The sequence below is a fragment of the Pseudomonas sp. Teo4 genome, assembly GCF_034387475.1.
GTDB lineage: Bacteria > Pseudomonadota > Gammaproteobacteria > Pseudomonadales > Pseudomonadaceae > Aquipseudomonas.
In genome coordinates, this window is record NZ_JAXCIL010000002.1 from 374,567 (window position 1) to 393,779 (window position 19,213).

Below are 19,213 nucleotides of genomic sequence, written 5' to 3' on the forward strand. Positions count from 1 at the left end.
GACAGTTGTACAGATTTTATCCAAATCCATCTTTATCCGGTCACCGAGAGCGGGTATCATGCCAACCCTTTTTCGACTCCAATGATTCGGCCCCACAACAGGGAACACCTATGTCGGCGGTACGCATCGGCCCTTATACACTGCGAAACAACCTGATCCTTGCGCCCATGGCCGGGGTCACGGACCAGCCTTTCCGGACACTTTGCAAGCGCTTGGGCGCGGGCATGGTGGTGTCGGAGATGGTGACCAGCGACATGAGCCTGTGGAACAGCCGCAAGTCCAGCCTGCGCCGCATCCATGAAGGCGATCCCGAGCCACGCTCGGTCCAGATCGCCGGAGGTGATGCACAGATGATGGCGGCGGCGGCCCTGGCCAACGTCGAAGCTGGCGCCCAGATCATCGATATCAACATGGGCTGCCCAGCAAAAAAAGTCTGCAACAAAGCCGCAGGCTCTGCTTTATTGAGAGATGAAGCCTTGGTCAGCGAGATTCTCCACGCCGTAGTCGGTGCAGTGGACGTCCCGGTGACACTGAAGATCCGCACCGGATGGGATCGGACAAGCAAGAACGGCCTGAACGTGGCGAAAATCGCCGAACAGGCTGGCATCCAGGCGCTGGCGGTGCATGGCCGCACACGCGCCGACCTGTATACCGGCGAAGCCGAGTACGACACCATCGCTGCCATCAAGCAGGCGGTGTCGATCCCGGTTTTCGCCAACGGCGATATCACGTCGCCAGAAAAGGCCCGGGCGGTACTGGACGCCACCGGCGTCGACGGCCTGCTGATTGGCCGGGCTGCCCAAGGGCGGCCATGGATCTTTCGCGAGATCGAGCATTACCTGAGGACTGGCGAACACTTGCCAGCCCCCACGCTGGACGAAGTGGAACACATCCTGCTAGAGCACCTGGCCGCGCTGCATGCCTTCTATGGCGATGTAATGGGCGTACGTATCGCCCGCAAGCACGTCGGCTGGTACCTGGCAACAAAACCCGGCGGCAAGGAGTTTCGCTCCCGGTTCAACGCTTTGGAAGACACACAAGCGCAGTGCGCCAACGTTCGCGCCTTTTTCAGCGAGCGTCGACAGAGCCTTGAGACAGAGGACGAACAAGGGGTGGCCGCATGACGATGATGACCGAGACATTAGTGAGTGGAACAACGCCCGTGAGCGACAACGCCAACCTCAAACAGCACCTCAACACGCCGAGCGAAGAGGGCCAGACCCTTCGCGACAGCGTCGAGAAGGCGCTGCACAACTACTTCGCCCACCTGGAAGGCGCTACCGTTACGGACGTGTACAACCTGGTGCTCTCCGAAGTCGAGGCGCCCCTGCTCGAATGCGTGATGAACTACGTCAAGGGCAACCAGACCAAAGCCAGTGAGATGCTCGGGCTCAACCGTGGCACCCTGCGCAAGAAGCTCAAGCAGTACGACTTGTTGTAAAGCCAGAATCCCAATCAGAAAAGGCGGCTCCGTTACCAGAGGCGCCTTTTTTGCTGACTCCACCGCGTTATGGAATCCGAAATGACCGACCAGACTACCCGCCTGCCGATCCGCCGCGCCCTGATCAGCGTCTCCGACAAGACCGGTATCCTCGAATTCGCTCGCGAGCTGCAACAGCTCGGTGTCGAGATCCTGTCCACCGGCGGCACCTACAAGCTGCTCAAGGACAACGGCGTGAACGCGGTGGAAGTGGCTGACTACACCGGCTTCGCCGAAATGATGGACGGCCGGGTCAAGACCCTGCACCCGAAAATCCACGGCGGCATCCTCGGCCGTCGCGGTGTCGACGATGCCATCATGAACGAGCACGGCATCAAGCCGATCGATCTGGTCGCCGTCAACCTGTACCCCTTCGAAGCCACCATCGCCAAGCCTGGCTGTGACCTGCCGACCGCTATCGAGAACATCGACATCGGCGGCCCGACCATGGTCCGTTCGGCAGCCAAGAACCACAAGGACGTGGCCATCGTGGTCAACGCCAGCGACTACGCCAGCGTCCTGGAAGGCTTGAAAGCCGGCGGCCTGACCTACGCCCAGCGCTTTGACCTGATGCTCAAGGCCTTCGAGCACACTGCCGCCTACGATGGCATGATCGCCAACTACATGGGCACCATCGACCAGGCCAAAGAGACCCTGAGCACCGAAGGCCGCAGCGAATTCCCGCGCACCTTCAACAGCCAGTTCGTCAAGGCCCAGGAAATGCGCTACGGCGAGAACCCGCACCAGAGCGCGGCATTCTACGTCGAGGCCAAGAAAGGCGAAGCCAGCGTCTCCACCGCCATCCAGCTGCAAGGCAAAGAGCTGTCGTTCAACAACGTGGCCGACACCGACGCCGCGCTGGAGTGCGTGAAGAGCTTCGTCAAACCGGCCTGCGTCATCGTCAAGCACGCCAACCCATGCGGCGTGGCCGTCGTCCCTGAAGACGAAGGCGGCATCCGCAAGGCCTACGACCTGGCCTACGCTACCGACACCGAGTCGGCCTTCGGCGGCATCATCGCCTTCAACCGCGAGCTGGACGGCGAAACCGCGAAAGCCATCGTCGACCGCCAGTTCGTCGAAGTGATCATCGCCCCGAAAATCTCCCAGGCTGCCCGTGAAGTGGTTGCTGCCAAGCAGAACGTGCGTCTGCTGGAATGTGGCGAGTGGCCAGCTGAGCGCGCCACCGGTTGGGACTTCAAGCGCGTCAACGGTGGCCTGCTGGTGCAGAGCCGCGATATCGGCATGATCACCGCCGATGACCTGAAGATCGTCACCAAACGTGCGCCGACCGAGCAAGAGATCCACGACCTGGTGTTTGCCTGGAAAGTGGCCAAGTTCGTCAAATCCAACGCCATCGTCTACGCCAAGCAGCGTCAGACCATCGGTGTCGGCGCCGGCCAGATGAGCCGCGTGAACTCCGCCCGTATCGCCGCCATCAAGGCCGAGCATGCTGGCCTGCAGGTTCAAGGCGCGGTCATGGCTTCGGATGCGTTCTTCCCGTTCCGTGACGGCATCGACAATGCGGCTAAAGTGGGTATCAGCGCCGTGATCCAGCCTGGCGGCTCGATGCGTGATGCCGAAGTGATTGCAGCTGCCGACGAAGCCGGCATTGCTATGGTCTTTACCGGTATGCGCCACTTCCGCCACTGATTTACGGCAATCGGCCGCACTGAAGCAGGCATCTGCTGCGTTGGGGCCGGTTCCGCTGATGCTCATTGCCAGAAGGCAACTCCGCTCATCGGAACCGGCCCCGCCTTGCATCTACCTGCTTCATTGCGACCTCGTACAGTGTGAGGCCTAGCCTCCCGTCCGAAAGAATTCGAGGTTTTGACATGAAAGTTTTGATCATCGGCAGCGGCGGCCGTGAGCACGCCCTGGCCTGGAAAGTCGCCCAGGACCCACGCGTCGAGAAAGTCTTCGTCGCCCCGGGCAACGCCGGCACCGCCACCGAAGCCAAGTGCGAGAACGTCGCCATCGACGTGCTGGCCCTGGAGCAACTGGCTGACTTCGCCGAAAAGAACGTGCAGATGACCATCGTCGGCCCTGAAGCGCCGCTGGTTGCGGGTGTGGTCGACCTGTTCCGCAGCCGTGGCCTGGACTGCTTCGGCCCGACCAAGGGCGCGGCGCAGCTGGAAGGCTCCAAAGCCTTCACCAAGGACTTCCTGGCCCGTCACAAGATTCCGACCGCCGACTACCAGAACTTCACCGAGATCGAGCCAGCCCTGGCCTACCTGAAGGAAAAGGGTGCACCGATCGTGATCAAGGCCGACGGCCTGGCCGCGGGCAAGGGCGTGATCGTCGCCATGACCCTGGAAGAAGCCGAAGACGCCGTGCGTGACATGCTGGCCGGCAATGCCTTCGGTGACGCGGGTTCGCGCGTGGTGATCGAAGAGTTCCTCGACGGCGAAGAAGCCAGCTTCATCGTCATGGTCGACGGCCACAACGTGCTGCCGATGGCCACCAGCCAGGACCACAAGCGCGTCGGCGACCAGGACACCGGCCCGAACACCGGCGGTATGGGCGCCTACTCCCCTGCCCCGGTGGTCACCGCCGAAGTGCACCAGCGTGTGATGGACCAGGTGATCTGGCCGACCGTTCGCGGCATGGCCGAGGAAGGCAACGTCTACACCGGTTTCCTCTATGCTGGCCTGATGATCGACAAGGCGGGCAACCCCAAGGTCATCGAGTTCAACTGCCGCTTCGGCGACCCGGAAACCCAACCGGTCATGCTGCGCCTGGAGTCGAGCCTGGTGCTGCTGGTCGAAGCCGCATTCGCCAAGGCCCTGGACAAGATCGAAGCCCAATGGGACCCGCGCCCGAGCCTGGGCGTGGTGCTGGCAGCCGGCGGTTACCCGGGCGACTACGCCAAGGGCGACGTGATCAGCGGCCTGGATGCAGCGGCCAAGATCGAAGGCAAGGTGTTCCACGCCGGCACTTCGCTCAAGAATGGCCAAGTGGCGACCAACGGTGGTCGTGTGCTCTGCGCCACCGCGATGGGCAGCACCGTTGCCGACGCTCAGCAGCAGGCTTACCGCCTGGCCAAGGAAGTCTCCTGGAACGGCAGCTTCTACCGTACCGACATCGGCTACCGGGCCATCGCCCGCGAGCGCGGTGAGCACCAGCAGTAAGTTTTACCGAATCGCCGTGGTGCCTTGCGCCCACGGCCTTCGGCTCGTCGACAGGGCCTGGCCAAGGCCTTGCCTTCGACTTGGCGCGCCGCGCATAGTTAATACCCGGCACATCAGCTAAGAAGGGATTTCGTCGTGCGTCGGCTTCGGATTGCCACAGCCCTGATCGTCAGCTTGCTGACCTTGCTCTGCCTGCTTCCGGCTTCGGCCGAACAAGGCGGAGGGTGGTCGGTTCTGCTCGATGAACAGGCCAACCTGCAATTGAGCGATGTGCGCTCCGACCGTTACCGAAGCCAATTCAGCCCCATCGACCTTGGCGACCTGGATGCCGCCCCTGCGGAACAGGCACTGTGGTTGCACTATCGGCTGGAACCCGGCGATCAGGAGCAACTGCTGCGGGTTTTCGCCCCGGACCTGTCACGTCTCGACCTCTACGCCCTCAACGGCGACCAATTGCTCCGTCAGCTGCACCATGGGCGCCAGGCCGGCAACGCCAGCCCGACCCTGCGCGGCAGCGACCATGTCTTACCTTTGCCCAACCGCCAGCAGCCGTTGGACATCTACCTGCGCCTGGTCTCCGAGCACCAGCTGCGCCCGGCCATCAGCCTTGAGCCTGCAGCGGTAGCCGCATCCGATCAGGGCCAGCCCTTGCTGTTCGGCATGCTCTTCGGCGGCCTGGTGATGCTCATCCTGCATAACCTGATCCGCTTCCTCTACACCCGCTCCAGCACGACCCTGGTACTGGCCCTGTATCACGGGCTGATGCTGCTCAGCGGCCTGATCCTGCTGAACCTCAGCGGCCCGTGGTGGCATCTGTGGCACAGTGCGCAAACCCCGGCGGCCTACCTGACCCTGGTCCTGGCAGGCCTGGCCGGGTTGTACTTCACCCAGCATTTCTTCTCTTCTTGCAGCTCGCCGCGGCTCAACCGCTTGCTGCAGGGTGAGATGCTGGTCACTGCGGTCAGCGGGCTGGTCCTGCTGTTCGTCGACACTTTGCCACTGAACCTGATGACCTACGCCCTGCTGGCACTGGGCAGCGTCAGCATGCTGCTGGTCAGCAGCTTCCACTGGTACAAAGGCTATGCGCCAGCACGCCTGTTCAGCATCGCCATGGTGGTCTACAACCTGGGCGGGCTAGTGTTGCTGCCGGCGCTGCTCGGCCTGACTCGAACCTCCACACCCTGGCTGCTGTGCATCCTCATGGCCATGACCGTGGCCAGCGGCCTGCTGCTCAACCTGGCTGTCAGCGAACGCCTGCGGCGGATGAGCGAGGAGCGCTTCAGCGCCAGCCGCGCCCTGGCCGCCAGCGATGCCGAAATCAACGCCAAGGCCGAGTTCCTGGCCAAGATCAGCCACGAAATCCGTACTCCCATGAACGGCGTGCTGGGCATGACCGAGTTGCTGCTCGGCACCCCGCTGTCGGTCAAGCAGCGCGACTACGTGCAGACCATCCACAGCGCCGGCAACGAACTGCTTACCCTGATCAACGAGATTCTCGATATCTCCAAGCTCGAATCCAGGCAGATCGAGCTGGACGATGTGCAGTTCGACCTCAACGCCCTGATCGAAGATTGCCTGAATATCTTCCGGGCCAAGGCCGAACAGCAGAACATCGAGCTGATCAGCTTTACCCAGCCGCAGGTACCACGGGTGATCAGCGGAGACCCGACACGCCTGCGCCAGGCATTGTCGAGCCTGTTGGAAAACGCCCTGAAAAACACCGACCAAGGCGAGATCCTGCTGGTCGTCGCGCTGGACCAGCGCGGCGAGGTGCCACGCCTGCGGATCGCCGTCCAGGACAGCGGCGAGCCACTGCCAGCGGCAGAGCGCGAGGCCCTGCTGCAGGCCGAGTTGCACAGCCACCACTTCCTGTCGAGCAACAAGCTGGGCGGCCACCTTGGCCTGGTCATCGCCAAGCAGCTGATCGGCATGATGCAGGGCGAATTCGGCATCAAGAGCAGTACCAACATGGGCAACACCCTGTGGCTGACGCTGCCGCTTGACCCTTCGCGCCTCGAGCAACCCCCGACCGACCTCGACGGCCCGCTGCGCGATGCCCGGGTACTGGTGGTGGACGACAACGACACCTGTCGCAAGGTACTGGTACAGCAGTGCAGCGCCTGGGGCATGAACGTCAGCGCCGTGCCTTCGGGCAAGGAGGCACTGGCCCTGCTGCGCACCAAGGCGCACCTGCGCGATTACTTCGATGCAGTGCTGCTGGACCAGAACATGCCCGGCATGACCGGCATGCAACTGGCCGCCAAGATCAAGGAAGACCCGAGCCTGAACCACGACATCCTGGTGGTGATGCTCACAGGCATCAGCAATGCGCCGAGCAAGGTCATTGCCCGCAATGCCGGGGTCAAGCGGATCCTGGCCAAACCGGTAGCCGGCTACACGCTCAAGACCACGCTGGCAGAAGAACTGGCACAACGTGGCCGCGAACAGGCCGTGCCCGCCCCCGTGCCTGGCACCGCACCGGCGCTTGAGTTGCCCCGAGATTTTCGCGTACTGGTGGCCGAAGACAACAGCATCTCGACCAAGGTGATCCGCGGCATGCTTGGCAAGCTGGACCTCGAGCCCGACACGGCCAGCAATGGCGAAGAAGCACTGCAGGCCATGAAGGCGCAACGCTACGACCTGGTGTTGATGGACTGTGAAATGCCGGTGCTGGACGGGTTCTCCGCGACCCAGCAATTGCGCGCGTGGGAAGCCGCCAATCAGCGCCAGCGCACCCCGGTTGTCGCTTTGACTGCACATATTCTTGCCGAGCACAAAGAGCGCGCGCGCCTGGCTGGCATGGACGGGCATATGGCCAAGCCGGTAGAGCTGTCGCAGCTGCGGGAGCTGATCCAGTATTGGGCGAACAACCGTGAAGCCCACACGGACACGGCGCAAACCTCGTGATGTCAGGGGCCTGATACACTTCCCACACCCACCCCTGCCATGGACCTTGCCCATGCTCCATGAGTTGTTCAGCGTCTATCTGAAGATGCTGGTGCTCTACAGCCCATTCTTCGTGCTGTCGTGCTTCATCAGCCTGACCCGTGGTCACTCCAGCAAGGAGCGCAAGCAACTGGCCTGGCGCGTGGCCTTCGCCGCGCTGGTGGCCAGCGTGCTGCTGTACTTGTTCGGGCGGGTGATCTTCGGGGTGTTCGGCATCACTGCCGACGCCTTCCGCATCGGCGCCGGCAGCGTGCTGTTCATTTCGGCTTTGGGTATGGCCCAGGGCAAACCGGCGGTGCAGGCGGACAATGTGCAACAGGACGTCACCATCGTGCCGCTCACCATCCCTCTGACCGTCGGCCCTGGCACCATTGGTGCCCTGCTGGTGATGGGGGTGGGCCAACCGCATTGGGACGACAAGCTGCTGGCGATCATCAGCATCGCACTGGCAAGTTTTACCGTAGGCCTGGTGCTTTACCTCTCCAACAGCATCGAACGGATTCTGGGCGACCAGGGCTTGCAGATCGTCAGCCGTTTGATGGGCCTGTTCGTCTGCGCCTTGGCGGCACAGATTATTTTCACCGGGATCAAGGGTTACTTGCTGCCGTAACGTATTAGTTTGGCTATGAACTGGCGATCCTGCGACGTGACGAATTTCTCTACTTTCTGGTGATGGTGGTCCCGAAACAAACGCAGGTTGAATCGAATCAACTCTGCACTTTGTGCTCGTAACCCCAGGCCCTCACCGTGGCTTGCAAAAAGAACGTTCAAATAGTCGTCTAACTGAGTTGCTTCCAGGTGGAACAGCACCATGTCGAAATAACTACCGGAGCGCCTTACGCATGGCATGAACTGAATGTGCTTGGTGTCCGTCTCTCTCATCCTTGTTTCCAGACGCAAACGCAACGCAGAGTCATGCTGCAATGCCCACAAGGACCGCTCTGTTTCAGCGACATGCTCCTGCGAGCCTACCTGTCCTATCCCGCGTAAAACCTTCTCCACCAGTTGCTCACGACTTGGGCCAGGAAGCTTAACGATGGGCGGCGGGGTGGCATCCCAGCCCAGGAAACTCAGCTTGCGCCGAAAATTGGGAAACCAGTCCAGGAAAAGCGGTGCCTCGCTCTCACTGGTAGCCACCAAGTGGGCATAACGGATAACCAGCAGAATGTCCTCGCGTTCATCCAGGCTGACATTTGAACCGAACGGCATGATGGTGCTTTCGACTATCGTGCCACATGTGGATTCAGGGTTGAGATCAGACATGGTCCATACTCCCTAACGGTCGCATCCAGGCAAGAGGTCAGGCGCCTTGCTCCCGACCCCAGCTTCATTGATCAAGGCAGTACACGCTCGGCCAGTACCTTGCGTGCATCGGCATCAAGCCCCTTTTCGATCAGGTCGCGAACAGCCCCGTAACTCCTGCGGCTGAAGCTCAGTGTTGCCCCGCAGGCGTAGGTGATGGAGCCGCGGTGTTCCCATTTACCCAGCAGCGTTTCACCTTTCTTGGTCGGAATTTCGTCGTTCTGCAGGGCGCAGACCAGCATGACCACTTCACCATTTGCCGACTCGACGCACTTGCACAGGCTGATGCTCACGCGGTCATCTTTAATGCTGCGGGTGTCCAGCAACTTGAGGACTTCGCGGTCCTTCAGGGCATCGATAATGGCGCCGCCCAGGTCTTTCAGGCTTTGCTTGATGTCGCCGGTAGCCGCACCGTATGCAGTCTGGAGACCCTGATAGAACAGATTGCTCATCTCCACATACGAACCAACTTCGGTGATTTTCCTGACCTCATACTTGAGCCTGGTCCAGCCGCTGGCGCCCATGGTATCCAGGTAATCATTGAACCAGGCGTCCACAGCCCGCCTTGGATGATGCCGTTTGTTGGCATTTCGTGTGGCAAACGCGTGGCAGTCCCTGCTTGCCTCGCGAGCCAGCTCACTGACGTTGTCGCTGAAGACAAACAGGTTCTGGTCGGCAAGCAATTGCAGGGTCTGTTTCTTTTCTAGGGTGTCGGTCATTGGGTATCTCTCCATGGTAGGGATGGGCGGAGCACTGTGGCCCCGCCTGCAAACCTACCGATCGCCAGATACCTTGCCTTGCGCGAAAGACTTCCTGCCCTGCAGCCGTTTCAGTGGCTTACGGCTTGTTGCCGTACCAGCGTGGGGTGTACGCCCAGAGCCCGCCATCCGCGCGCTCGAAGGTGCAAGTGGTGGAGGAACCGAGCAGCACCATGGTGCGCATATCGACCATTTCTGGCACCAGGTCGGCCAAAAGTACGACCCTGAGTGTCTGCCCCGGCCTACCGATATCTCGGCCGAGGACTACAGGCGTTTTCCCGTCCCGATGCTGACGCACAATCTCCAGAGCGCGCCCCAACTGCCACGGCCGCGAACGCGAGATCGGGTTGTAGAACGCCAGAACAAGGTCGGCCTGGGCCGCGAGGTCCAGACGACGTTCGATGATCGACCAGGGCTTGAGGTTATCCGACAGCGACATCACGCAGAAATCATGCCCCAGAGGGGCGCCAGCTTGCGCGGCAGTGGCCAGCGACGCGGAAACACCCGGCAGGATCTCCAGGTCTACCCGATGCCAGGCCGGGTCGGTCGATTCGTGCAGGGCCTCCAACACTGCGGCAGCCATGGCGAACACCCCAGGGTCCCCCGACGACACCACCACCACCGAGCGCCCTTGGGCGGCCAGCTCGAAGGCATGGCGAGCACGCTGCATCTCTTCACGGTTGTCGGTGCAATGCAGTACCTGGTCGGCACGGAACGGGCCAGCCATACGCACATAGGTTTCGTAGCCAAGCACGTCCTGAGCGCGGGCCAATTCAGCCTTGACGGCTGGCACCATCAGCTCTGCCGCACCAGGCCCCAGCCCGATGACCGCCAGGCGACCACGGGGGCGGCCAACCTGTGCGACATCTACAGGTGCAGGTGCCACGGCAATGACCACGCCCCCTTGCTCGATAACTCGGGCCTCAGGCAAGGCTGCGACAGCCATCTCGACCAGGCCGGCCCGCTTGGAAGCGAAACGCAGTGCCACGCCAAGCGCCTGCGCGGCTTCGTGCAGGGAAGGCTCTGCCATGGCCTGTTCGGCCACCAGCAAGCAGGCCAGCGAAGGCTCGGCGATGCCTGCAGCACGCAACGCATCACGCACCTGGTCAACCAAAGCAGGCCCCGCAGACTCGACGACGACCACCACCGAGCGTGCGTGAATCTGCAATTCGTCCCGGTTGGCCGGACGCGCCTCACACCCAACATGAATGATGCGTTGAGCGGACTCACTGGACGGTAGCTGAACCTGTGCAAGCCACAGGGCGTCGCCTTCGACACGCACTGTCTCGCCGGCCAGCAGATCGGAGACGAAACGCTTGCCCTGCTCAAGATCCGCCAGCGCATAGCCTTCGGGCGGGTTCAGCAGGCACGTGCCGAATCGCAATTCGCCGCTGGTGGTGATCGCCGCAGGCACCCCCAGCGCATCACCGACCTCGCGGGCCATGACATTCACCCCGGCCAGCCCGCCCAGCAGCGGCACCACCGCACTGCCATCCTCGGCGACCGCCAGCACAGGCGGCTCGACGCCCTTCTCGTTGAGCAGGCTGGCCAGGCTGCGGATGACGATTCCCGCCGCACACAGTGCGATGATCGGCGTGTCCTGCTGGTACAAACCGCGCAGCGTTTCGCCGAACGACGCATAGCTGTGATCGGCGCCTTCGACCCGTCCGCTCAGGCCATGGATCGATGCGTCGGGATAAAGCCCTTTGATTCGCTGCGCCGTGGCCAGGCTGCCAGGGCCAAGAATGATGATCGCCGGTGCTTTGAGCATGCTCATCCCTGCCATTTTTCACCCGGCACGATGATCAGCGAGAAGTACGGCGACGACTGCGGGTCGACCTCATCCAGCGGCACGATCTTCTGGTTGGCCATGGTTGCGCGCTCGACATACAGCGCACGCCGGTCCAGGCCCAGCTCGGCAAGCACCTCGCGCACCTTGGGGAAGTTGCGGCCAAGCTTCATGATCACCGCCGCATCGGCGTCGGCCAGGCGGCGCTTGAGTTCTTCGGCCGGCAACACGCCAGACAGCACCGACAGGCTCTGGTTGCGGTACACCAGTGGCGCACCCAGCACAGAAGCACCGCCGAGCATCGAGCACACGCCCGGAATCACCTCAGCGTCGTAGCGCTCGGCCAAGCGGTCGTGCAGATACATGTACGAGCCGTAGAAGAACGGGTCCCCCTCACAGATCACCGCCACGTCACGGCCGGCATCCAGGTGTTCGGCCACCTGGACGCTGGCTTCGTCGTAGAAATCGCTGATCACTTGCTCGTAGGACAACGGTGCCGGCAAGGCTTCGGTGGTCACCGGGTACACCAACGGCAGCAGCGTCTGCTCGGGCTGCAGGTGTGCCTCGATGATGCCGAAGGCATTGCCACGCTTGCCCTTGGCCACGAAGTAGCCAACCACCGGCGACTCGCGCAGCAAGCGCAGCGCCTTGACGGTAATCAGTTCAGGGTCACCAGGGCCTACGCCCAGGCCCAGCAGGCGTCCGCGCGGCGTCATCACTCCACCTCCGTGGCCAGGGCGTTGACCGCGGCGGCGGCCATCGCGCTGCCGCCCAGGCGGCCCTGCATGATCACGAACGGCACGCCACGGCTATCGGCGGCGAGCATGGCCTTGGACTCGGCGGCCCCGACGAAACCGACCGGGAAGCCGAGGATCAACGCAGGCTTCGGCGCACCGGCATCGAGCATCTCCAGCAGGTAGAAGAGTGCGGTCGGCGCGTTGCCGATCACCACTACACTGCCCTCCAGGTGCGGGCGCCACAGCTCCAGTGCAACGGCAGAACGGGTATTACCGGCGTCCTTGGCCAGGCTCGGCACGCTCGGGTCGCGCAGGGTGCAGATCACCTGATTGTTGGCAGGCAGGCGCGCACGGGTGATGCCCTCGGCCACCATGTGCGCGTCACACAGAATCGGCGCACCGTTGGCCAGGGCCTGGCGCCCTGCGCTGCCCGCGCCGTCGGAGAACTGCAGGCCATCGATGGCCTCGACCATGCCGCAGGCATGAATCACCCGCACGGCGAGCTTCTCAAGGTCTGCGGGAATCCGCTCGAGTCGGGCCTCCTCACGGATGATCCGGAAGGAATTGCGATAGATCTCCTGACCATCGCGGATGTAGTCAATCATCAAGGTGCTCCGTCGGCAGGTCGAGCATGGCGCCTGCTTCGTTCAAGGTGAGGTTGGCGGCGCGCAGGGCACCGAAGCCCGGCAAGCGCGCATCGCGCAGGTAAAGGTCGTAACGGCCCGGTGAGCGGGCCAGCAAGGTGGCCGGGGCGACATGGGCCACGGCGCAGGATCTGAGGCAGCCGGACAAATGCACGCTGCCGGGAGCGCCAGGGCGCAACAGGGTGGCCAGGACAACGGCATCGGCCTTGGTTTCAGCCTGGGCCTTGGCACAGCCGCTGGCACCGGTGCACGCTGTGATTCGGGCAAGGGGAGCCTGGCTGTCGCACAACAGGCCTTGTGCTGACAGCGCAGCCAGCGCCTGTTCATTGCGATCAGCATCAATATTGGTCAACACCAGGCTTTGCCAAGGGCTCATGCGCAGGCTGCCATCGCCCATTTCACGGGCCACGTCCGCGGCGCAGCGCAACATGCTGGGTGTCAGGCGACCCAGCGGCGGGGCGACACCCAAGGCGATGCCTTGTGCCTGGGGCAAGACGCCCAGCCAGTCGGCGGCGCGGGCCGTACGCTGCCAGCCGAGCACGGCTGAATCGCAACGGATGTCCAGCCCGAGCCCCTCGACGAACGCCTGGGCTGTGCAGCTTTCCAGCAACTGGCGCATGCGCGACTGTTCGGGGCTTGCCAGGTCGAGGAAGCGCTCCAGCACGGCACGCACCAGGGCCAAGCCCTGCTCCACCGGCACGGCCCCCAGCACCTGGCCATCGGCAGGGCAACCCGCCAGGCCAAATGCCAACCAGGTACGCTGCTCCAGACGCACGGCCGACAGCCACAGGTCGTGCGGGTGTTCAAGCATGGCCAGGCCCTCGCCGCCATCCAGCTGCACGGCGAACTTGGCCGACAGCTGATGCAGGCGCGGAGTACTTTCCAGCATGTGCAGAATCTGCCCGGCCAACGGCCGCACATCCAGCAGCATCGCCGGGTCATGCCCGGCCAGCGGGCTAAGCATCAAGTTGCGTACATCGTCGCCAGCGGCCTCTCGCGGGCCGAGCCCCGCAGCCAGCAGGCTGTCGATCAGGCCGCGTTGGTCGCTGCCGATGCCGCGAATCTGCAGGTTGCCGCGGTTGGTCGCCTCGATCACGCCCCCCGCGTAACGCTCGGCAGCGGTGGCCACGGCGTCGGCCTGGTCGGCCAGCAGCAGGCCACCAGGCAGCTTGATCCGGCAGATACCGCCGTCCAGAGCACTGACGATACGCCACAACCCCGGGCAGGCCGAGGGGCGAGGCGAAACTTCGGGGGCGTTTACCTGCTTCAAAGGGGTGTCCGGCAATCCGTGAAAATGCGCTTGAGTGTAGAAGGCGCGGTATTATGCCTGCTTTGTCCGGCGGCATGAAAAACCGGTGGTCGAGCATCAGTGGCGATTGAGCAGAAATTCATGACCCTTTCGCGGGTAAACCCGCTCCCACAGGTAATGCGCTGCCCTCGACAGCAGCACCGGCCTGTGGAAGCGGGATTACCCGCGATGGGGCACCTTTAACGGCGGAATGAAACAGATGGCACCCTGGCTGACAGTTGTAGGTATCGGCGAAGACGGCTTCAGCGGGCTGGGCAAGCAGGCCCGGCGCGCCCTGCTCAGCGCCTCGCAGATCTTCGGCAGCCCACGCCAGCTGGCCTTGCTGCCGCGCTGCATCGGCGCCGAACGGCAGGAATGGCCAAGCCCCTTCTCGCTGGCACCGGTTCTTGCCCAGCGCGGCGAGGCGGTCTGTGTGCTGGCCAGCGGCGACCCGATGTTCTATGGCGTCGGCGCCAGCCTTGCACGCCAGGTACTTGCTGAAGAGATGCAGGTGCTGTCGATGCCATCATCCTGCGCCCTGGCAGCTGCCCGTCTCGGCTGGCCACTGCAGGATGTCCAGATACTCTCCGTGGTTGCACGTCCGCTGGCGGCGCTCAATGCGCATCTGCACAGTGGCGTGCGCCTGCTGGTACTGAGCAACGATGGCGACAGCCCAGGCGCCATCGCCAACATGCTGCGCGAGCGAGGCTATGGGCCGAGCCGCATGCAGGTGTTCGAACACCTTGGCGGCACGGATGAGCGCCAGCTGTCTGGCACCGCCGAGGACTGGCCGCACGCCCAGGTTGCCGCACTGAACCTGGTGGCCATCGAGTGCCGCGCCGCGCCCGATGCACTGCGCTTGCCGCGGGTCGCGGGCCTGCCCGACAGCGCCTTCCGTCATGACGGCCAGTTGACCAAGCGCGATGTCCGCGCCATCACCCTGGCTCGCCTGGCACCACAGCCTGGCGAGTTGCTGTGGGATGTGGGTGCCGGGTGCGGCTCCATCGGTATCGAATGGATGCGTTCGCACCCCGCCTGCCGAGCCCTGGCGATCGAGGCCGATGAAGGCCGCCAGGGCTTCATCGAATACAACCGGGATGCCCTGGGCGTACCCGGCCTGCAGTTGGTTCGCGGCAAGGCCCCGGATGCCTTGCAAGCGCTGGAACTTCCCGACGCCATTTTCATCGGCGGTGGCGTCACTCGCGAAGGCGTACTGGACCTGTGCTGGCAGCGCCTGCGCCCAGGCGGGCGTCTGGTAGCCAATGCCGTTACCTTGCAGAGCGAACTCGCACTGGGCATTTTCCGTGAACAGCACGGTGGCGAGCTGACCCGCATCCATGTCGCCCACGCACAACCCCTTGGCAGCTTCGACACCTGGCGCCAAGCCCTGCCGATCACCCTGCTCGAGGTGGTGAAGCCTGTCGATGCGTGAAGAAACCCGAGAACAACCGGCCCCCCTGCGCAGCGGACTGACCACCGGCAGCTGCGCCACAGCCACCAGCCTGGCCGCGGCGCGCCTGCTGCTGACCGGTGAATGCCACGATGCGGTAAGCATTACGTTGCCCAAGGGCAAGGTGGTGCAGATGCGCCTTGAGTTTTGCCGCAAGGACGGCGAACGCGCCGAAGCCGGCACGCTGAAAGATGCCGGCGACGACCCGGACGTCACCCATGGGGCGTTGCTCTACACCCAGGTGCGTTTAGTCGTTGAACCTGGCGTTCGCTTCGTCGCTGGCAAAGGTGTCGGCACGGTCACTCGCCCTGGGCTGGTGCTGGCGGTGGGTGAACCGGCGATCAACCCAGTGCCGCGACGAATGATCAGCGAGCATCTGCAACAACTGGCCTGCGACTGCGCCTACAACGGTGGCTTCGAGGTTACGGTCAACGTGCGCGACGGCGAACAGCTGGCGCTCAAGACCATGAACCCACGGCTGGGCATTCTTGGCGGTTTGTCGATTCTTGGCACCAGCGGCATTGTGCGGCCCTTCTCCTGCGCCGCTTACATCGCCTCGATCCATCAAGGCATCGACGTTGCCCACACCAACGGCTACACCCACATTGCGGCCTGTACCGGCAACGCCAGCGAGGACACCATACGCCGCATCTATGGCCTGCCGGAAATTGCCCTGATTGAAATGGGCGACTTTGTCGGCGCGGTGCTCAAGCACCTGCGCAAGGTGCCCGTGGCCCAAGTGACCCTGTGTGGCGGCTTCGGCAAGATCAGCAAGCTGGCCGCCGGACACATGGACCTGCACAGCCGCCATTCGAGCATCGATCTGCCGCAACTGGCCGGCTGGGCGGCAAACATCGGTGCTGATCAAACGCTGCAAAACGCAATCATCGCTGCCAACACCAGCCAGCAGGCCCTGGCCCTGGCCCATGCACAAGGCATTGCCCTGGGTGATGAGGTCTGTGCCCACGCCCTGGCCTTCGCCCGCAGCGTGGTGCCGGCACAGGTGCAGGTGGAAGTGATCGCCATCGACAGACAAGGCGGCATCGTTGGCCGGGCAGGTACCCTATGAGCAATCGCATACTACTGCTGGGTGGCGTCACCGAAGCCCTGGCCATCGCCCGTCGACTTGGCCCCGAGCACATCTACAGCCTGGCCGGTATTGGCCGCGTACCCCAGGACCTTGGTTGCCAGGTAAGGGTTGGTGGTTATGGTGGCGCAGAGGGCCTGGCCAACTACCTGCGTGAAGCAGGAATCACCCTGCTGATCGACGCCACCCACCCCTATGCCGCGCAAATCAGCCACAACGCCGCACTTGCCGCGCAGGCCGTCGGCATTCCTTGCTGGGCCCTTCGTCGACCAGCCTGGGAGGCGCAGCCCGGCGATGATTGGCGCGAGGTGGAGGACTGGGCCGGCCTGATCGAAGCGCTCAAACCCTTCCGACGCCCGCTATTCACGCTGGGACGCGAGCCGTTGCAGCATCTGGACGAGATTCCGCCCGACCAGTTCTGGACACTCCGCGCACTGGAAGCCTGCCCAGGCAACGAACGCTGCGAGGTGATCGGTGCCCGTGGTCCATTCAACATCGACGACGAGCGCGCACTGTTCGAACGTCGGGCCATCGATGTGCTGGTCAGCAAGAATAGCGGCAGCGTGGCCACCGAGCCAAAGCTTGAGGTGGCGCGTGAACGTGGGGTGCCGGTGTTGATCCTCAAGCGCCCGACGCTGCCCGAGGTGGACCTGGCGTTTACAGGGGTGAGCCTGTTGCTCTCCAGGTTGGGGCTTTGACTGCCGGCCTGCAGAAACGTATATCTGATTGTCATATACACCCCTACACACAAAAACTCAGTCACACATTGCAGCTTCCAAGGAGGCCTAACATGGAGCAAGGTGCTGTCTTCAAAAGCAACCGTAGCCAGGTCATCCGCTTGCCAAAAACCGTCGCACTTCCCGATGACATCACCCGCGTAGACATCGTAGCGGTTGGGCGCACCCGAATTATTACGCCGGCCGGGGAGTCATGGGACAGCTGGTTCGACGGTGAGGATGCCAGCCCGGACTATATGGCCAGCCGAGAACAACCTGCCGACCAGTAACGCGAAGGGTTTATGGGAGCCAGCTTGCCGGCAATGGGTCGGATCAACCACATACACCCAACCCCACCTGCGTCACTTCACCGCACCCTGCCATTTTTACCTATACTCCGCCTTACAATAGCCACCACGATTCCTGACCGGATCTCTCCATGCCCCCACGTCGGCACATTGCCTGGATAGCCTGCCTTGCTGTGCTGTTCAACCTGCTGGCCATGCCGCTGTCCTCTGCCGCGCCCAAGGGCCCGGCCGAACAGCTGCTGTGGGGGGCTTTCTGTTCGAGCGTGGCGGGCAAGGCCAAGGTCGATGTCCAGGCCCTGGCCAAGATCGACCTCGGCAGCCAAAGCGACGACCACTCGAACATGCAACACTGCTGGTGCTGCTCGTGTGCTGCGCCGTTGCTGGCCCTGCCGGGCTATCCGCCGCAACTGCACAACCCTCCGACAGTGCTTGCCGGGCTCGCGCCGCAGTTCACGGCCTACCAACCTACGCCGCGCCAGCTCTGGCCCGCGCTCAATCCCCGAGCCTCTCCCCTGGTCTGAGTTCATCACGCTTTCGGTTTGAACCTGAACAGAATGGAGACTCACCCATGCTCAAACACGCACTCATGCTGGCTGCCCTGCTGCTGCCTGGCACCTACGCCAGCGCTCACGAATACACCGTAGGCGACCTGCACATCGCCCACCCCTGGTCGCTGGAACTGCCTCCGAACGCACCCAACGTCGCTGCCTATTTCGTCGTGCACAACAACGGCAAGGCCGACGACCGTTTGCTCGGTGTCGACAGCCCGATCAGCGACGACGCGCAATTGCACGAACATGCCAGCACCAGCAGCGGCACCATGAAGATGCAGCAAGTGCCGAGCGTGGTGGTACCGGCAGGCAAGGACCTGACCTTCGCCCCTGGCGCCTACCACGTGATGCTGATGCAACCCAAGGACCGCAGCCTGCTCAGCGATGGCAAGCGCTTCCCGCTGACCCTGCACTTCGAGAAGGCCGGCAACATCACGGTTGATGTGGCCGTGCAGAAGCAGCCACCGACGGACCAGCCCCAGGCCCACGAACACGCGCACTGACTGACACCTGACAGGCACTCACCATGAGCCTGCCACGCAGCCAGACCAGCCGTACCACCCGCCCTGAACGCAGGCGCATCGGTGGCGGTTGGCTGAGCCTGTTCGCCATGTGGATGATCTTCATCGGCCCGCTGATTTCTCAGTCGATGCCGATGGATCACCACGCCGGAATGACCATGCCGATGAGCATGGACATGTCCATGTCCGCAAGCCACGAACAAGGTGGTGACGCGCAGCATGGCCACGGTGGCGATGGTCAGTTGCACGTCATGTGGGAAAAGTGCGGTTACTGCAGTCTGCTGTTCAACTGCCCCGCACTGCCGCAAACCTTAAGCCCGCTCACCGCCGGCATCATTGTTCCCTCCCCCGCCCTCACTGCGCCAACGCGCCATGGCCACGCCCGGCAGGCGGTGTTCCCCGGTGCGCGCAGCCGAGCACCGCCCCTTTCGATCAACGTCTGAAACCAACTTTTTTCGCCCGGAGCCAGGAGGCTTCGCGCACACTCATGACTGATCGACTGGAATCA

The 19,213-nt window shown here is 63.1% G+C and carries 19 protein-coding genes; 13 read left to right on the plus strand and 6 right to left on the minus strand.

What is annotated here, in order from left to right; translation table 11 throughout:
• Positions 1 to 110 precede the first annotated feature (110 nt).
• The 6 genes from dusB (at position 111) to PspTeo4_RS18105 (ending at position 8,164) form a co-directional block, all read left to right on the plus strand.
• Positions 111 to 1,124: a tRNA dihydrouridine synthase DusB gene (gene dusB, locus PspTeo4_RS18080; RefSeq protein WP_322365290.1), complete on the plus strand. Its 1,014-nt coding sequence runs from the start codon at positions 111 to 113 to the stop codon at positions 1,122 to 1,124.
• Complete coding sequence (gene fis, locus PspTeo4_RS18085; protein ID WP_011535876.1) at positions 1,121 to 1,441, plus strand: DNA-binding transcriptional regulator Fis; 321 nt, start codon at positions 1,121 to 1,123, stop codon at positions 1,439 to 1,441. Before dusB ends, fis begins: the two co-directional genes overlap by 4 nt.
• A gap of 81 nt (positions 1,442 to 1,522) precedes the next feature.
• On the plus strand, positions 1,523 to 3,130 hold the full coding sequence (purH, locus tag PspTeo4_RS18090) for a bifunctional phosphoribosylaminoimidazolecarboxamide formyltransferase/IMP cyclohydrolase (RefSeq protein ID WP_322365293.1): 1,608 nt from the start codon (positions 1,523 to 1,525) through the stop codon (positions 3,128 to 3,130).
• Positions 3,131 to 3,312: 182 nt separating this feature from the next.
• A complete protein-coding gene (gene purD / locus PspTeo4_RS18095; protein WP_322365294.1) occupies positions 3,313 to 4,608 on the plus strand; it encodes a phosphoribosylamine--glycine ligase in 1,296 nt (431 codons plus the stop codon).
• A gap of 135 nt (positions 4,609 to 4,743) precedes the next feature.
• Positions 4,744 to 7,515, plus strand: a complete 2,772-nt coding sequence (locus PspTeo4_RS18100) for a hybrid sensor histidine kinase/response regulator (RefSeq protein WP_322365295.1) — start codon at positions 4,744 to 4,746, stop codon at positions 7,513 to 7,515.
• A 52-nt stretch (positions 7,516 to 7,567) separates the two neighbouring features.
• Positions 7,568 to 8,164, plus strand: a complete 597-nt coding sequence (locus PspTeo4_RS18105) for a MarC family protein (protein ID WP_322365296.1) — start codon at positions 7,568 to 7,570, stop codon at positions 8,162 to 8,164.
• Here the strand turns inward: PspTeo4_RS18105 and PspTeo4_RS18110 are convergent.
• The 6 genes from PspTeo4_RS18110 to cobG form a co-directional block, all read right to left on the minus strand.
• Positions 8,149 to 8,817 (minus strand): hypothetical protein, encoded by a 669-nt coding sequence (locus PspTeo4_RS18110; RefSeq protein WP_322365297.1) that lies wholly within the window; start codon positions 8,815 to 8,817, stop codon positions 8,149 to 8,151. The genes PspTeo4_RS18105 and PspTeo4_RS18110 overlap by 16 nt on opposite strands.
• A 71-nt stretch (positions 8,818 to 8,888) precedes the next feature.
• Positions 8,889 to 9,575, minus strand: a complete 687-nt coding sequence (locus tag PspTeo4_RS18115) for a hypothetical protein (RefSeq protein ID WP_322365298.1) — start codon at positions 9,573 to 9,575, stop codon at positions 8,889 to 8,891.
• Positions 9,576 to 9,693: 118 nt separating this feature from the next.
• Positions 9,694 to 11,400, minus strand: coding sequence for a precorrin-3B C(17)-methyltransferase (cobJ, locus tag PspTeo4_RS18120; RefSeq protein WP_322365299.1), 1,707 nt, complete (start codon positions 11,398 to 11,400; stop codon positions 9,694 to 9,696).
• Entirely contained in the window at positions 11,388 to 12,119 is a 732-nt protein-coding gene (locus PspTeo4_RS18125) for a precorrin-2 C(20)-methyltransferase (protein WP_322365300.1), read from the minus strand. Before PspTeo4_RS18125 ends, cobJ begins: the two co-directional genes overlap by 13 nt.
• Complete coding sequence (locus PspTeo4_RS18130) at positions 12,119 to 12,745, minus strand: precorrin-8X methylmutase (RefSeq protein WP_322365301.1); 627 nt, start codon at positions 12,743 to 12,745, stop codon at positions 12,119 to 12,121. The genes PspTeo4_RS18125 and PspTeo4_RS18130 overlap by 1 nt, the downstream gene beginning before the upstream one ends.
• Positions 12,738 to 14,069: a precorrin-3B synthase gene (cobG, locus tag PspTeo4_RS18135; RefSeq protein WP_322365302.1), complete on the minus strand. Its 1,332-nt coding sequence runs from the start codon at positions 14,067 to 14,069 to the stop codon at positions 12,738 to 12,740. The genes PspTeo4_RS18130 and cobG overlap by 8 nt, the downstream gene beginning before the upstream one ends.
• 223 nt (positions 14,070 to 14,292) lie before the next feature.
• Here cobG and cbiE point away from each other — a divergent pair, with 223 nt between their 5' ends.
• From cbiE to PspTeo4_RS18170, 7 genes are all read left to right on the plus strand, one after another.
• Positions 14,293 to 15,504, plus strand: a complete 1,212-nt coding sequence (gene cbiE / locus PspTeo4_RS18140; RefSeq protein WP_322365303.1) for a precorrin-6y C5,15-methyltransferase (decarboxylating) subunit CbiE — start codon at positions 14,293 to 14,295, stop codon at positions 15,502 to 15,504.
• A complete protein-coding gene (locus PspTeo4_RS18145; RefSeq protein WP_322365304.1) occupies positions 15,497 to 16,591 on the plus strand; it encodes a cobalt-precorrin-5B (C(1))-methyltransferase in 1,095 nt (364 codons plus the stop codon). The genes cbiE and PspTeo4_RS18145 overlap by 8 nt, the downstream gene beginning before the upstream one ends.
• Positions 16,588 to 17,307, plus strand: coding sequence for a cobalt-precorrin-6A reductase (locus tag PspTeo4_RS18150; RefSeq protein WP_322365305.1), 720 nt, complete (start codon positions 16,588 to 16,590; stop codon positions 17,305 to 17,307). The genes PspTeo4_RS18145 and PspTeo4_RS18150 overlap by 4 nt, the downstream gene beginning before the upstream one ends.
• A gap of 92 nt (positions 17,308 to 17,399) precedes the next feature.
• On the plus strand, positions 17,400 to 17,615 hold the full coding sequence (gene vapB / locus PspTeo4_RS18155) for a type II toxin-antitoxin system VapB family antitoxin (protein ID WP_322365306.1): 216 nt from the start codon (positions 17,400 to 17,402) through the stop codon (positions 17,613 to 17,615).
• A gap of 149 nt (positions 17,616 to 17,764) precedes the next feature.
• On the plus strand, positions 17,765 to 18,154 hold the full coding sequence (locus PspTeo4_RS18160) for a DUF2946 domain-containing protein (protein ID WP_322365307.1): 390 nt from the start codon (positions 17,765 to 17,767) through the stop codon (positions 18,152 to 18,154).
• A 47-nt stretch (positions 18,155 to 18,201) separates the two neighbouring features.
• Entirely contained in the window at positions 18,202 to 18,687 is a 486-nt protein-coding gene (locus tag PspTeo4_RS18165; RefSeq protein ID WP_322365308.1) for a copper chaperone PCu(A)C, read from the plus strand.
• A gap of 23 nt (positions 18,688 to 18,710) precedes the next feature.
• On the plus strand, positions 18,711 to 19,148 hold the full coding sequence (locus PspTeo4_RS18170) for a DUF2946 domain-containing protein (RefSeq protein ID WP_322365309.1): 438 nt from the start codon (positions 18,711 to 18,713) through the stop codon (positions 19,146 to 19,148).
• Positions 19,149 to 19,213: the final 65 nt, after the last annotated feature.